Here is a 14,042-nt window from a genome sequence, read left to right as displayed (position 1 = left end):
TTTAATGAATACAGAGAATGAGGGAAACATAATTTAAAATAAAAAGTGCGGTAATTTGAACCGCACTTAGGAAAAAGAAATTATATTATTTCATAATTTTAAGAAAGCGTAAGATAAAGATTAATATTGCAGCACCGGCAACACCAAATCCTAGACCCGCTAGGCTGAATTCGCCAGCCGCATGTGCTGAGCCAATGCCAAGCAAGTCACCAAAAATCCAACGGCCTAATGAAGAACCGATAATACCGACCACAATATTCATGAATAAGCCCATATCGCTCTTCATGACTTTTTCTGCGATCCAACCAATTAAAGCTCCGACAATAATAGCTGCAATCCAGCCCATAATAATTTCTCCTATTTAAAAATATAAGACTTGTCCTGAATGCTACAAGTCTTATTTAGTCTAACGTGTTTTAGGAGGAAAATGCAAATTTTTGTCTATTTATTCGCTTCATGAGGGGATAATTTGCGAACAGATTTGCGGGACACTAACTCAGGGTGCATCTCGATACGAGTGCGTTCATGTGCTAAACCATTAATCCGTTGAAGGAGTAAATGTAGTGCCATGATACCCAAACGGGTTTTGGATTGATGGATAGTGGTCAACGGTGGTGAATAAAAACGTGAGGCATGAATGTTATCATAACCGATGATGGAAATATCTTGTGGGACAGATAGGCCTTTTTCATTGATCGCAGAAATTGCCCCCAGCGCCATGACATCATTGCAACAAAAAACGGCGGTGGGTAATGTCCCTTGAACAAGTATTTTATTCATGCACTCATAGCCGTCTTCCGGTTCAAAATGGCCTTCCATAATCCAATCAGGATTAACAGTAAGATTGGCATCATGCATGGCTTTGACAAATCCATCATAGCGTGTTTTTGCTGTTGTTTTACTTAAATCACCTGTAATTAAACCAATTTTAGTGTGTCCATGTTCAATCAGGTGTCGGGTTGCTAAATAGCCACCATCAAAGCTATGATCTAAAATAAGATCGGTTTGCTCATTGTCTGGTCCCCAATCCATCACCACCATAGGGAGTGAGGCAAAGTTTGATAATAAATCAAGGGAGTCAGTAGTATATTCAGAACACATGACTAATACGCCATCAACACGCTTTTGAGCAAGCATATCCAAATGATTTTTGATTTTCTCTGCGTTATTTTGAGTATTACATAAAAACAAGGAATAACCTTGACGGTAGCAATGTTCTTCTACTGCGTGGATAATTTCGGCAAAATAAGGCGCTTCGCTGGTGGTAACTATCATGCCGATTGATTTCGTTGTATTCACTTTTAAGCTACGAGCCACCGCACTTGGCGAATAATTTAACTGTTTAATAGCATCTAAAACCAGTTGTTGGGTTTCTTCTGCGACAAAGCGTGTTTTATTGATTACATGAGAGACTGTGGTGGTTGATACGCCAGCCATTTTTGCTACATCTTTAATTGTCGCCATATTATATTCCTGATCATTTTTTATAGTTATTATAATGCTTCACTTTCATGAAGCGAATTGAATTCTTTGGTTTTCTCTGAAAATAGTGTGTTAAGTCACATTTTTGCGCTATTTTAGGAGAAAAAATAGCTTTTTATGCAAGACTTTGATAAAGTTATCCTATCATTTTTAATGTTTATTCGTGAGGTGAGTATGAGTGATTTTGGCTATGCTATGATGATGGTTGTTTTTTCTTTAGGTATGATTTTAGTGTTAGCGCTGTCTATTTTCTAAAATTATCAAAAAAATAACCGCACTTTTTTGTATTTTATACGTAATAGGCCGATAGTTTCGGCCTATTCTGTTTTTAAATTTAAGTTAGTTCTGTTTGGGCTGTATCGCTTAATAACCGCGCGATGGTATTACGATAAGAGATTTCTAAGCTTTCTCTGCTAGTAGCGGTAACACCTTGATCCAATAATAAACCATCATTGACATCGTAAACCCAACCATGTAACGATAATTTTTTTCCCTTACGCCAAGCCGATTGAATAATAGAAGAGCTTCCTAAGTTATAGACTTGTTCTGCGACGTTAATTTTAGTCAACATATCTGCTCGGTGTTCGGGGGAGAGTTTGCCTAAAAGGTGGCTGTGTTTGTACCAAATGTCTCGAATATGTAACAACCAGTTATTAATTAATCCCAAGTCTTGATTGGACATAGCGGCATGGATACCACCACAATTCGTATGTCCACAAATAATAATATGTTCAATTTCAAGTACATCTACAGCATATTGTACAACAGAGAGACAGTTTAAATCGGTATGAATGACTTGGTTGGCCACATTACGATGTACGAACAATTCACCAGGACCGAGATTTGTTAACTTTTCAGCAGGAACACGACTATCGGAACAACCTATCCATAAAAAGCTAGGTTTTTGTTGATTTGCAAGGCGCTCAAAATAATCTGAGTTTTCATCTTTCATGCGCATTGCCCAGCGATGATTATTTTCAAAAAGCTGTTCGATTTTTTTCATTCTTAGTCCTGTATTTGTTATACTTTATTTTTAAAATCAATAGATCCTATTGTATGTAATCTTTTTTATTATCTCAATTATTATAAGTGATTATCTATTATGAATGCGTTAGAAATTGATGGATTAACCAAAGAATATCGTAATGGCGTTAAGGCGTTACATGGCATTCACTTGACTGTTAAAGAAGGCGATTTTTATGCGTTATTAGGCCATAATGGTGCAGGGAAATCAACGACAATTGGCATTGTCAGTTCTTTAGTGAATAAGACCAGTGGTACAGTGAAAGTGTTTGGTTATGATTTAGATCATGACTTGCTCGCACTGAAACAACAAATAGGCCTCGTGCCACAAGAGTTTAATTTTAACCAATTTGAAAAGGTGATTGATATTCTCATTAATCAAGCCGGGTATTATGGCATTGCGCGTGCTGAAGCGCTAAAACGAGCTGAAATTTGGTTAAAAAAATTAGATTTGTGGGATAAAAGAGAGCAAAAATCAATGCGTTTATCTGGCGGTATGAAACGACGCTTGATGATTGCTCGCGCACTAATGCATCAGCCAAAACTATTAATTTTAGATGAGCCTACTGCTGGGGTGGATATTGAATTACGTCGGACTATGTGGGCTTTTTTAAGAGAGTTAAATCAACAAGGGACAACAATCATTTTGACTACTCACTATTTGGAAGAGGCTGAAATGTTATGTCGTAATATCGGTATTATTCAGCAAGGGCAACTTGTGGTGAATACAACAATGAAAGATTTGCTCTCTAAGCTAGAAACAGAAACATTTATTTTAGATTTAGCTGAAAACAGCGCCTTACCACAGGTTAAACACTATGTTGTCACACCATTAGATAGCAATACTATTGAGGTGGAAGTGAAACGTCAGCAAGGACTGAATGATTTATTTGCACAATTATCAGCACAGGGAATAGAAGTACTCAGTATGCGAAACAAAGCAAATCGTTTAGAAGAATTATTTGTGACTATGTCGCTCAATAAACCGGTAGAGGGGGTATAAGATGAAATTGGCTTGGGTGGCATTTAACACGATTTTATATAAAGAAATTCATCGTTTTATGCGTATTTGGGTACAAACTTTAGTGCCTCCAGTAATTACAATGACTTTATATTTTGTGATTTTCGGACAGCTCATAGGTAGCCGTATTGGAGAGATGGCGGGAGTGAGTTATATGCAATTTATTGTACCGGGATTAATTATGATGTCGGCTTTAACAAATTCATTTACGAATGTTGCATCCTCTTTTTATAGTACAAAATTTGCTAAAAATGTAGAAGAATTGCTGATCTCTCCAGTATCTACACATATTATTATTTTAGGCTATATTGCTGGGGGAATGGTGAGAGGATTGGCTGTAGGGGCTCTAGTCACAGCCGTATCATTATTTTTTGTGTCTTTTGAGATTCAATCTTGGACCGCCATTTTTATGACCTTATTAATGACAACCGCAGTATTTGCATTAGGTGGGTTAATTAATGCGGTCTTTGCCCGTTCTTTTGATGATATTAGCATTATTCCCACTTTTGTTCTAACGCCATTAACGTATCTTGGTGGAGTATTTTATTCTATTTCTTTATTACCGGCATTTTGGCAAGGCGTGTCAAAATTAAACCCTATTGTTTATATGATCAATGGTTTTCGTTATGGTTTTCTCGGTATTTCAGATGTGAGTCTGGTGTATACTTTTGGCGTATTAGCGCTGTTTATTGCGGTTTTATATGCCATTGCATATTATTTAATTCATCGGGGTGTTGGATTAAGAACATAATCATCATATAACGCAAGTTTTCCTCTTGTATTGTCATCAAATCGTCATAATTGATTCCTATAATTGGCGCTGCTGATTTTAGGTTTTATGGCGCTTGCAAAGAAGATAGGCAGGATAATAGGAGAGGGATTTATGGTAAATACATCAGCAAAACAGAGTACGCCGATGATAGCGAATGTGTTATTTGGCTTCTTATTGGCGGCAATGAGTATTTATTTTATTACTTGGGGATTAGAATACACACTAAATCAACAAGTTTTATTATTTATGGTGTCCACCTTTTTTGGCATTTTTATGGCATTCAATATTGGTGGAAATGATGTCGCTAACTCTTTTGGTACGTCAGTCGGAGCGGGAACATTAACGGTAACTCAAGCATTAGCCGTAGCCGCCATTTTTGAAGTATCAGGAGCAGTATTAGCTGGGGCGGCAGTAACTGATACCATTCGCAGCGGGATTGTGAATATTGGGGACTTGGGTGTTTCACCAAACCAATTTATTTATTTAATGTTATCAGCACTTGCAGCCGCTGCATTTTGGTTATTATTTGCGACTAAAAAGGGATTACCCGTTTCAACAACGCATGCCATTATAGGCGGGATCGTCGGTTCCTCTATCGTTTTGGGAATTAACATTGGTGGTACAGAGTTAGCATTTTCAACCGTAAAATGGTCTAAAATCGGTGAAATAGCGATTTCTTGGGTTGTTTCTCCTGTATTAGGAGGCGCATTGTCTTATGTGTTATATGGTTTAATTAAACGTAAAATTTTAGCTTATAACGAGAGAATTGAAGAGAAAGTTAAACATTTAAAATCACAGAAAAAACAACTCAAACGTAATCAAAAATCGTATTTTGAACGTTTACAAGATTCAGAAAAATTACCTTATACTACCGCGCTATTACGTGATCAAGAAACATTCAAAGATGCAGATGTTGTGCGTGAAGAGCTTGAAACGGATTATTATAAACACCTTTATGATTTAGAAAATGAGCGTGATAGCTTAGATACATTGAAAGCTTTAAAAACATGGGTACCATTAATCGCCGCTTTTGGCGCAGTGATTATGAGTGCCATGGTTGTGTTTAAAGGCTTAAAAAATACAGGTGTGAATCTCTCAAACTTACACGCAAGTTTAATTATGGGAATGATTGGCGCAATGGTTTGGTTGACCGCCTTTATTTATACTAAAACCATTCGTGGAAAACATAAAGAGGATTTAGGGAAAGCCACCTTTATTATGTTCAGCTGGATGCAGGTTTTTACCGCTTGTGCTTTCGCATTTTCTCATGGTTCAAATGATATTGCTAACGCGGTTGGGCCTTTTGTTGCAATAATGGATGTTATTCGAACCAACGCTATCGCGGCAACAGCCGAAGTACCGGCACCCGTTATGATTACATTTGGTGTAGCCTTAATAGTCGGTTTGTGGTTTATCGGTAAAGAAGTTATCCAAACGGTTGGAACGAATTTAACTAAAATGCACCCAGCTTCAGGTTTTTCTGCTGAATTAGCTGCGGCCGCCGTAGTTATGGGCGCTTCAAGTTTGGGTATTCCTGTGTCAAGTACGCATATTTTAGTTGGAGCGGTATTAGGAATAGGTCTAGTTAATCGCAATACAAATTGGAAATTAATGAAGCCTATTGGTATGGCGTGGGTAATTACCTTACCAGCAGCAGCCATAATCAGCGCGCTAATGTTCTTAATTTTAACAAATATATTGTAAAAGAAATCGTCTATTACGAGTAGAGAACGTTTATAAAATACACGGGTATTTGGGTAGAAAATTAATGTTGATGAAATTTAATGCAATTAGTCGAATTTACCATGTTTTTACTTGCAAACAATTCATCGCAGGTTATAATTCACTACATTGAATAGGATATTACATTATAGTAAATCAACATTAGCCTGAGTGACGAAATTGGTAGACGTAGCGGATTCAAAATCCGCCGCCCTTAAAAGCGTGCCGGTTCGAGTCCGGCCTCAGGCACCAATATTCCAACCTATGTATAAAAAGCCAGTTTTAAAAACTGGCTTTTTTAGTCTTAAAACCCCTCTAAAATCAATAACTTAAAACTATATACTGTAAATAACAACACTGTTTATTATTTAGGGTGTTTACATTGTAAAACGCTTGTTTTATGATCTAAAAGGATCACGAATACAGCAAGTTTGCACCCGAATTTGCACCCGATTGCACCCGAATTTTAATCCTTAAAAAGGTTATGAAATGGCTACTCAGTGTTTAGCAAAGTTTAATTTTGAAGCAAATAATGCTGAAGTTTCTGAAACATTATTTGTTGAGCTGAGAGCTTTTCTTGGGAAACAATTTTACTAAGGTAAAAATTATTACTGAACAGCAGTGGTTGCAATATGCAAAATAGATTAAGGAGTTACAATGAAAAAATATCTTCTAATTGTTACCGCACTTTTTCTTTCATCATCGCTTTTTGCGGCGGAATATAGTTGCGAAAATTCAAGAAAATATTGCAAGGAAATAAAATCTTGTGCGGAAGCGAAATATTATCTTAATCAATGTGGTGAAAGCCGTTTAGACAGAGATGGTGACGGTATTCCTTGTGAAAATATCTGTGGCAAGGGGAAAAAGAAGAAATAGATAGAGAGATGGCAGTCATTTAATAATCTGTAGGTGACAAGGTCGAAAATGTACTTGGCTAAAGCTTATAAGAAGTGCATTGTAATTGACATTAAAGGAAGGAAAATCTGCATCTTATTAAATTGGAAGTTAGTCCAACTTTTTGGGATGCAGATTATTTCACAAACTATTCAGCAGTGGCTTGATTCCATTGACGCTCGTGCTCAGGCCGTTTGATTTGTAAGAGGAAACGTTGTCCTGATTTTGCCACAGGCTGTACAACTCGTCCTGATGGTGTTGCGAATGAAATTCCTCCTTTGAGGAATTGTTGTACAGAACCCGTGTTAAATTGTGCGCCTTGCCAACCTAGCTCAAAATTGTAACCAGATGAAATCCAAAATTGCGAGTTTTGTCGTACAAGATGATGGTGCTTATTGGCGATGAGGATATGTACCAATACTCGATCTCCGAGACTATTCAACTCCATGCGGTTAATTTTACCCACTTCAATACCTCGATAATAAATCGGTGAGCCTGATGTTAAATTCAGCGCATCATTAGTCTCTAATATGAAAGGAACACCATTATCATATTTATTATTACTTTCAACACTTTGGCGTAATGTAAATTGTGTTTTTCGTTTACCTGAACCGGCATCAATATCAATATAAGGTTGAAGTAAACTATCTAAATTTTGAATGCCGCCTGCGGAAATTTCAGGAGAAATGACTTGAAAACGGCTGTTTTCTTTTGCCACAATATCCATATAATTTGGATTGATAAGTGCCTTAGCAATAATACGGTTATTGTTTTTATCTAGATTAATTTGTTCTATTTCACCGACATTTAACCCCATATAACGTAGTGCCATGCCTTTGCTTAAATTAGAAGCGTTGGTTGTAATTAAAGTAATTTCTTGTCCTGCAGATTTTGCACGTAATTCATTAACATATAGTGTCTTATTTTGTGTATTTGAGCCTTCATTATCAAAACTAATTGCGCCTTTAAGTGTTCTAGCAAGAGGAGAGGCTTGGATGCTAATTCCTCGAGTTGTAATATCCACTTGTGCCGCACTTTCTACCCAAAATCTACTTTTTGTCGTCAGTAAATGTCGGTATTTAGGATAAATGAAGACATCAATGTCAAAATGTTTATTTTGTGGGCGAATATCTAAAATTTTCCCAACTTCGTATTGACGATAAAGCACTAAAGAGCCCTGACTGATACTTGGTAAGTTACTAGCTGTTAATGTAATAGTCGGTGTTAATTGTGCGCTAGTAATCCCATTTTCAGCTGATTCTACATTACGATATAGAGGGTAGCTAGAAAGAGGAGGATTTTTTGCTGATGTTTTCGCTAATATACGAACACCGCCTTCTAACCATTTTTCTGGTGGAGCAGCTTGTACGTTAAGTCCATCTAAACCAAGAGATAGGTCAAGATTAGAGGCCGCAACAAATTTTGTATCAGCTCCTATTAGTTGACGATATTCAGCAGAAATCGCAGCTTTAAATGTTACACCATCAATGGTAATGTCTTGACTAATTAATTCCCCAATAATGATACCATTATAGTAAATAGGCTGTCCCGCGCTCACCCCATAAGTTTCTGGTGCGGTAAGTGTAAAAACTAGGCTATTAGGCTGTTTTAATAATAATTCAGATTGGCGAATAACGGTAAATTTATCTTTGGGGTTTCCATCACCAGCGATAATCTCAAATGAATAACCTTTGAATAGATCCCAAACACTGTTTAGATTACCGAGAGTGAGTTTTTTATCACGTAAAATAATCGTGCTATTTTCTTTTAATAACCCTGACATATTAGGATTAATTAAGAGCTTACCTTGAATATGATTTTGTTGGTTATCTTGAGGTGGCATGGTCGGATCTTGATCATTTTTAACGCCTAATTCAGATAAAACGCCAACAGGCATACCTTGATAAAACACGAGGGTTTTATTAGGTTCTAATCCTGTAATATTCGGTAGCGTAATATCGACATTAATGCCACGTTTTGCCGCTTGTAAGTTAGGATATAGTGTATAGCGTTGTTGGGATTCAGCTTTCGGGCTGTCATCGGGAGAGTCAAAAGAAACCGCACCTTGTACAACGGAATTTAAGCTTTCCATATTCACTGAAATACCACCAAGATTAACATCCGCTTGAAAACCACTAATATTCCAAAAGCGTGAATCTTTTTTGATCAAGTTTGCATAGTTTTTTTCGATAACCACATCAATTTCGACTTTTTCTTGATCTTTGGTGAACCGATAATCAGCGATTTTTCCGACAGGCATTTTTTTATAATATACACTTGCGCCGGCAGAAATTGAACCGAGATCGTCTGCAATCAAATGAATGAGCAGATCTCCCTCGTTGACTTCAGCAATTGGACCTTCATTTTCAGCAATAAACTCATTTTCTTCTTCCCCATCACCAGGTTGAAGAGTAATATAATTACCAGAAACTAAAGCATCAAGACCAGAAATCCCCGCGAGGGAGGCACTTGGTTGCACTAGCCAAAATTTTGTATTTTCACGTAAAACACGGCTAGCTTCAGGATAAATATTAGCAATAACTTCAACACGTTTTAAATCAGGCGTAAAGTTGACTTTTTTGACTTCACCGATTTGTAAGCCTTGAAATCGAACTTGTGTTTTGCCTGCAACTAGCCCTTCGCCATTTGTGAAAGTAATTTTGATACTCGTTCCTTGTTCTTGAATAATTTGAAAGAACAAGATCGCACCAATACACAGGGCAATAAATGGAAGTAGCCAAAATGGTGAGATGCGTTTAAGCTGGCGAACCTTGGCAACATGGTTAGTGTTTTGTTCCGGTGTTTGAGTATTGTTTGTCATAAATTTTCCAAAGTAAACGACTGTCAAAAAGTGATGTAGAAATCATAGTTAAAAAAACAGCAGCCCCAAAGTATAAAGCTGCAGGGCCGACGGAGAATGTGATAATTTGTCCTCGAGTGACTAAAGACATCATTAAAGCAAGAACAAATAAATCTAACATAGACCACCGCCCAACAAAGTGTACTATATGTAATAATCGCATTTGCCATTTAATAGAATGACGCCATTGAAAATGAACTGACAGCAATAGATAAATCATAATTAATATCTTACTGATAGGTACAAAAATACTGGCGGTAAATACGACAAAAGCGACGAAATAACTTCCCATATTAATAAAAGAAATCACACCAGACATGAGTGTGTCCGCTGAAGGCGCACCTGCGAGATAAATACTGGAAATAGGGAGTAGATTCGCCGGAATAAGCATAATGATACCAGCAATTAATGTGGCCCAAGTCCCTTGTAAAATTAAGCTATCGTCTATATTTATTCGGTGTAAACAACGTGGGCAAGTCGGTTGGTTCTTGCGGTTTAATATGGCATGCTCAAAAGAGTATTCACAATTAGTACAGCAGCATAAGGCGTTTTGCTCTGACATATTTTGGATATGTTGATGTTCGGGATAAAAATCATTCCAAAGTGCTTTAGGATTAATTTTAATAAATAAGAGCGTAGTTAATAGGGCTGTAAAAACAAAGGCAATCAGATAAATATCAATATGTAGATCGGCATATTCACGCACTTTAAATGCAGCAACACCAATCGAAACGAGATAAACATCAAGCATCACCCATGGCTTGAGATAGTTAATTGTCAATAAAACGTTACGTGGTTTGATATTAAGCATTTGTGAAATACGGAGTAGCAGTACTAATAACGCAAAAAAAACAGGCGTAACAATTGCGCATAAAAAGACTAAAAATGCGGTATAGGGAAACCCAGCTGTTGCCATTTTCCAAACACCGTCCCAAACGGAGGCGTGGATAGGTGAACCGAGCAAATTGATACTAATGAGTGGAAACTTAAGCGCAAAAGGCATTAAAATTAAAATAGATAATGCAATAAAAGCACAGCGTTTAAGGCTCCAGCGATCAGCGGATTTTAATGTATGGTGGCAACGCGGGCATTCAGCAGTTTGTCGCGCGACTAGGTTAGGCACAGACACAAGCGCACCGCATTCTGTACAATGCGTTAATTGATGAAAGGTATTTTGGGGAGCTGTTGTGTCCATATATAATCGTCTATCAGTTTAAAATAGGGCGTTTTCATCTTAAAATCGCAAAGGCATAGTATATAAATCAGCAAAAATTTCTCAAGCGCTTTATCAAAAAATTATGTATTTATTGAACCGATAATATAAAGTGCGGTCTAAATCTGAAAGAGATTTTAAAAATTGATACTTTAGACGTGATTAACAATTGTCATTTAATCCGAAAGTACGATACACTATAAAGAGAAGATTTGATTATATTGGTTTTTTAGGATATCACATGGCAGACGTTGAAGTTGTTGAAGTTCAAACGCAAAAGTTTACAAATAATAAAGAGATTATTGCCTATTTAGCTGAGAAGTTTCCACTTTGTTTTTCAACTGAAGGAGAAGCTAAACCGCTTAAGGTTGGGATTTTTCAAGATTTATCAGAAGCATTGGAAGGTGATGAGCGTGTTAGCAAAACTCAGTTGAGACAGGTATTACGTCAATATACATCAAATTGGCGATATTTACATGGTTGTCGAGAAGGAGCGCAACGCGTTGATTTACAAGGTAATGCTTGTGGCGTACTAGAAAAAGAACATGCGGAACATGCGGCTGAGCAATTACAAACAGCAAAAGCAAAATTGGCAGAAAAACGCGCAGCCGAGAAAGCAGCCAATGCAAAACCACATAAAAAAGGACGCAATAAAATATCAACAAGTGGTCAAGAGGCTCAATCTCGAAAAACAAATACGCATTTAAAACGTAAGCCTAAGTTAGATTTAACCTCTGTGGATATGGAAAAATTATCGGTTAATGATGTGGTTAAAGTGAAAGCTGGCGATCGTACACAACATGCGACAGTGCTTGAAGTATATAAGGATTCAGCGCGTGTGCAGTTAAATAATGGGCTTGTAATCAGCGTGAATGCTGATCGTCTTTTTAACAATAACTAGGTGTATTTACTAAGATACTACAAAGCATCGATATGGGCGTTTATATGCTTGTCGGTGTTTTTTTATCTTTATCTGATTGAAAATTAAAGGATTCTATTAGAATGAAATTTACTCAGTCAAAACATTATTTAGCGACAATGTTATTGAGTTCAATTTGTTTATTATCGACTCACCCAGCATACGCGGTTGAGCCTAAAATTAAATTGAATGAGATTGTATTGCCTGTGCCAACAGAAGAAAACAGTTTAGCGACTAAGCGTGCAACGGCAAGATTAACTCAATCGCATTATCGTAAATTTACCCTTGATGATGCCTTTTCGCAAAAAATCTTTGATCGTTATTTAAACGCATTAGATTATAACCATAATACTTTTATTCAATCAGATATTGATGAAATGCGAGCGAAGTTTGCCGATAAAATTGATGATGAATTAAATGAAGGAAAATTAGATATCGCTTTCGCTATGTATGATCTCATGATGAAACGTCGTTATGAGCGTTATCGTTATGCGTTATCGTTATTAGATAAAGAGCCTGATTTAAAAGGGCATGATCAACTAGAAATTAATCGTGAAAATGCGCCATGGCCGAAAACAGAAGATGAAGCCAACAAATTATGGGAACAGCGCGTGAAAAATGATGTCATTAACTTATTACTCAAAGATAAGAAATGGCCTGAAGTGAAAAAGACATTGACTAAGCGTTATAACTTGGCCATTCGTCGTTTGACACAGACAAAAGCTGATGATATCACGCAGCTCTATTTAAATGGGTTTGCACGAGAAATTGATCCTCATACTAGCTATTTAGCACCAAGAACAGCGAAAAGTTTTAATGAGGATATGAATTTATCCCTAGAAGGGATTGGGGCAACTTTACAATCCGAAGATGACGAAACCATTATTAAGTCTTTAGTGCCTGGCGCACCTGCAGATAAAAGTAAAAAATTAAGTGCGGGTGATAAAATTATTGGTGTAGGCCAAGAAAAAGGTGAAATTGAAGATGTTGTTGGTTGGCGTTTAGATGATGTCGTTGACAAAATAAAGGGAAAGAAAGGAACAAAAGTGCGGTTAGAAATAGAACCTGCTAAAGGAGGAAAACCGCGTATTGTGACTTTAGTTCGAGATACAGTGCGCATTGAAGATCGTGCAGCCAAATTAACGGTTGAAAAAGTTGATGGGGAAAATGTCGCAGTAATTAAAATTCCAGGTTTTTACATTGGTTTGACTAAGGATGTTCGAAAATTACTGGAAGAAATGAAGGAGAAAAAAGCAACTTCATTAATTATTGATTTGCGTGATAATGGTGGTGGCGCATTAACGGAAGCTGTTGAGTTGAGCGGTTTATTTATCAGTGATGGACCGGTGGTACAAGTACGTGATGCTTTTGGCCGTATTCGAGTACATGAAGATCCGGATGCAGCACAAGTATATAATGGCCCACTTATCGTGATGATCAATCGTTTTAGTGCTTCAGCTTCGGAAATTTTTGCAGCGGCAATGCAGGATTATAATCGCGGAATTGTCATTGGACAAAATACATTTGGTAAGGGGACGGTACAACAAAGTCGCCCGCTGAATTTTGTTTATGACTTGAATCAAACACCATTAGGCTTTTTACAATATACTATTCAGAAATTCTATCGTATTGATGGTGGAAGTACTCAATTGAAAGGGGTTGCGCCGGATGTTCGTTTTCCTGAAATTATTGATACAAAAGAATATGGTGAAGACAAAGAAGATAATGCACTACCTTGGGATAAATTACCTCCAGCGCCTTATGCGCAAGTGGGGAACGCTAAAGCGTTTATTGGTGAGTTAACCAAAAAACACGAAGAGCGTATCGCTAAAGATCCTGAGTTTATTACATTAGCGGAAGATTTAGCCATTCGAAATGAACGTCGAGATCGCAAATTTATTTCCTTAAACTTTGCGGAACGCAAAGCGGAAAATGATAAAGACGATGCTAAACGTTTGAAAGATTTGAATGCGCGTTTTACTCGTGAAGGCAAGAAGAAGATTAAAGATATTGATGATTTGCCAAAAGACTATGAAGCGCCAGACTTTTTCTTAAAAGAAGCTGAAAAAATGGCGGCGGATTTAGCTAAATTGTGGAATTAAACTATTTATTTTTAGAGACAGAAATGGGGGCCTT

Annotated in this window: 12 protein-coding genes and 1 tRNA gene; 8 read left to right on the top strand and 5 right to left on the bottom strand. The window is 37.1% G+C overall.

Features of this window, described 5'->3' with window-relative positions; genetic code table 11:
* Window positions 1–85 precede the first annotated feature (85 nt).
* Both CVP05_RS01895 and purR read right to left on the bottom strand, forming a co-directional pair.
* Window positions 86–346 carry a GlsB/YeaQ/YmgE family stress response membrane protein gene (locus CVP05_RS01895; protein WP_100287858.1) on the bottom strand — a complete coding sequence of 87 codons (261 nt, stop codon included), beginning with the start codon at window positions 344–346 and terminating at the stop codon, window positions 86–88.
* A 95-nt stretch (window positions 347–441) separates the two neighbouring features.
* Window positions 442–1,464 carry an HTH-type transcriptional repressor PurR gene (gene purR / locus CVP05_RS01890; RefSeq protein WP_100287857.1) on the bottom strand — a complete coding sequence of 341 codons (1,023 nt, stop codon included), beginning with the start codon at window positions 1,462–1,464 and terminating at the stop codon, window positions 442–444.
* Between the two features lie 135 nt (window positions 1,465–1,599).
* Here purR and CVP05_RS12560 point away from each other — a divergent pair, with 135 nt between their 5' ends.
* Window positions 1,600–1,737: a hypothetical protein gene (locus CVP05_RS12560; protein WP_165773105.1), complete on the top strand. Its 138-nt coding sequence runs from the start codon at window positions 1,600–1,602 to the stop codon at window positions 1,735–1,737.
* A gap of 79 nt (window positions 1,738–1,816) precedes the next feature.
* On the opposite strand, the gene can is transcribed toward CVP05_RS12560, so the two are convergent.
* Window positions 1,817–2,485, bottom strand: coding sequence for a carbonate dehydratase (gene can, locus CVP05_RS01885; protein ID WP_100287856.1), 669 nt, complete (start codon window positions 2,483–2,485; stop codon window positions 1,817–1,819).
* 99 nt (window positions 2,486–2,584) lie between these two features.
* Here can and CVP05_RS01880 point away from each other — a divergent pair, with 99 nt between their 5' ends.
* The 5 genes from CVP05_RS01880 to CVP05_RS01860 all read left to right on the top strand — a co-directional run bounded on the left by CVP05_RS01880 (window position 2,585) and on the right by CVP05_RS01860 (window position 6,896).
* Window positions 2,585–3,508, top strand: a complete 924-nt coding sequence (locus CVP05_RS01880) for an ABC transporter ATP-binding protein (RefSeq protein ID WP_100287855.1) — start codon at window positions 2,585–2,587, stop codon at window positions 3,506–3,508.
* A gap of 1 nt (window position 3,509) precedes the next feature.
* Window positions 3,510–4,277 carry an ABC transporter permease gene (locus CVP05_RS01875; RefSeq protein WP_100287854.1) on the top strand — a complete coding sequence of 256 codons (768 nt, stop codon included), beginning with the start codon at window positions 3,510–3,512 and terminating at the stop codon, window positions 4,275–4,277.
* A gap of 132 nt (window positions 4,278–4,409) precedes the next feature.
* The gene (locus CVP05_RS01870) at window positions 4,410–6,002 is read left to right on the top strand and encodes an inorganic phosphate transporter (RefSeq protein WP_100287853.1); all 1,593 of its coding nucleotides are present in this window, start codon (window positions 4,410–4,412) and stop codon (window positions 6,000–6,002) included.
* Window positions 6,003–6,185: 183 nt separating this feature from the next.
* A tRNA-Leu gene (locus tag CVP05_RS01865) sits at window positions 6,186–6,272 on the top strand.
* 405 nt (window positions 6,273–6,677) lie between these two features.
* Window positions 6,678–6,896 carry an excalibur calcium-binding domain-containing protein gene (locus CVP05_RS01860; RefSeq protein ID WP_100287852.1) on the top strand — a complete coding sequence of 73 codons (219 nt, stop codon included), beginning with the start codon at window positions 6,678–6,680 and terminating at the stop codon, window positions 6,894–6,896.
* A 166-nt stretch (window positions 6,897–7,062) separates the two neighbouring features.
* On the opposite strand, the gene CVP05_RS01855 is transcribed toward CVP05_RS01860, so the two are convergent.
* The gene (locus tag CVP05_RS01855; protein WP_100287851.1) at window positions 7,063–9,735 is read right to left on the bottom strand and encodes a PqiB family protein; all 2,673 of its coding nucleotides are present in this window, start codon (window positions 9,733–9,735) and stop codon (window positions 7,063–7,065) included.
* Entirely contained in the window at window positions 9,698–10,969 is a 1,272-nt protein-coding gene (locus CVP05_RS01850; RefSeq protein ID WP_100287850.1) for a paraquat-inducible protein A, read from the bottom strand. Before CVP05_RS01850 ends, CVP05_RS01855 begins: the two co-directional genes overlap by 38 nt.
* Before the next feature lie 259 nt (window positions 10,970–11,228).
* Here CVP05_RS01850 and proQ point away from each other — a divergent pair, with 259 nt between their 5' ends.
* Both proQ and prc read left to right on the top strand, forming a co-directional pair.
* Window positions 11,229–11,888, top strand: a complete 660-nt coding sequence (gene proQ / locus CVP05_RS01845) for an RNA chaperone ProQ (RefSeq protein ID WP_100287849.1) — start codon at window positions 11,229–11,231, stop codon at window positions 11,886–11,888.
* A 101-nt stretch (window positions 11,889–11,989) separates the two neighbouring features.
* Window positions 11,990–14,008: a carboxy terminal-processing peptidase gene (gene prc / locus CVP05_RS01840; RefSeq protein ID WP_100287848.1), complete on the top strand. Its 2,019-nt coding sequence runs from the start codon at window positions 11,990–11,992 to the stop codon at window positions 14,006–14,008.
* The last annotated feature ends 34 nt before the right edge of the window (window positions 14,009–14,042 follow it).

This window comes from Conservatibacter flavescens (assembly GCF_002795425.1).
Classification (GTDB): Bacteria; Pseudomonadota; Gammaproteobacteria; order Enterobacterales; family Pasteurellaceae; genus Conservatibacter; species Conservatibacter flavescens.
This window is presented reverse-complemented; position numbering and strand designations above follow the sequence as displayed.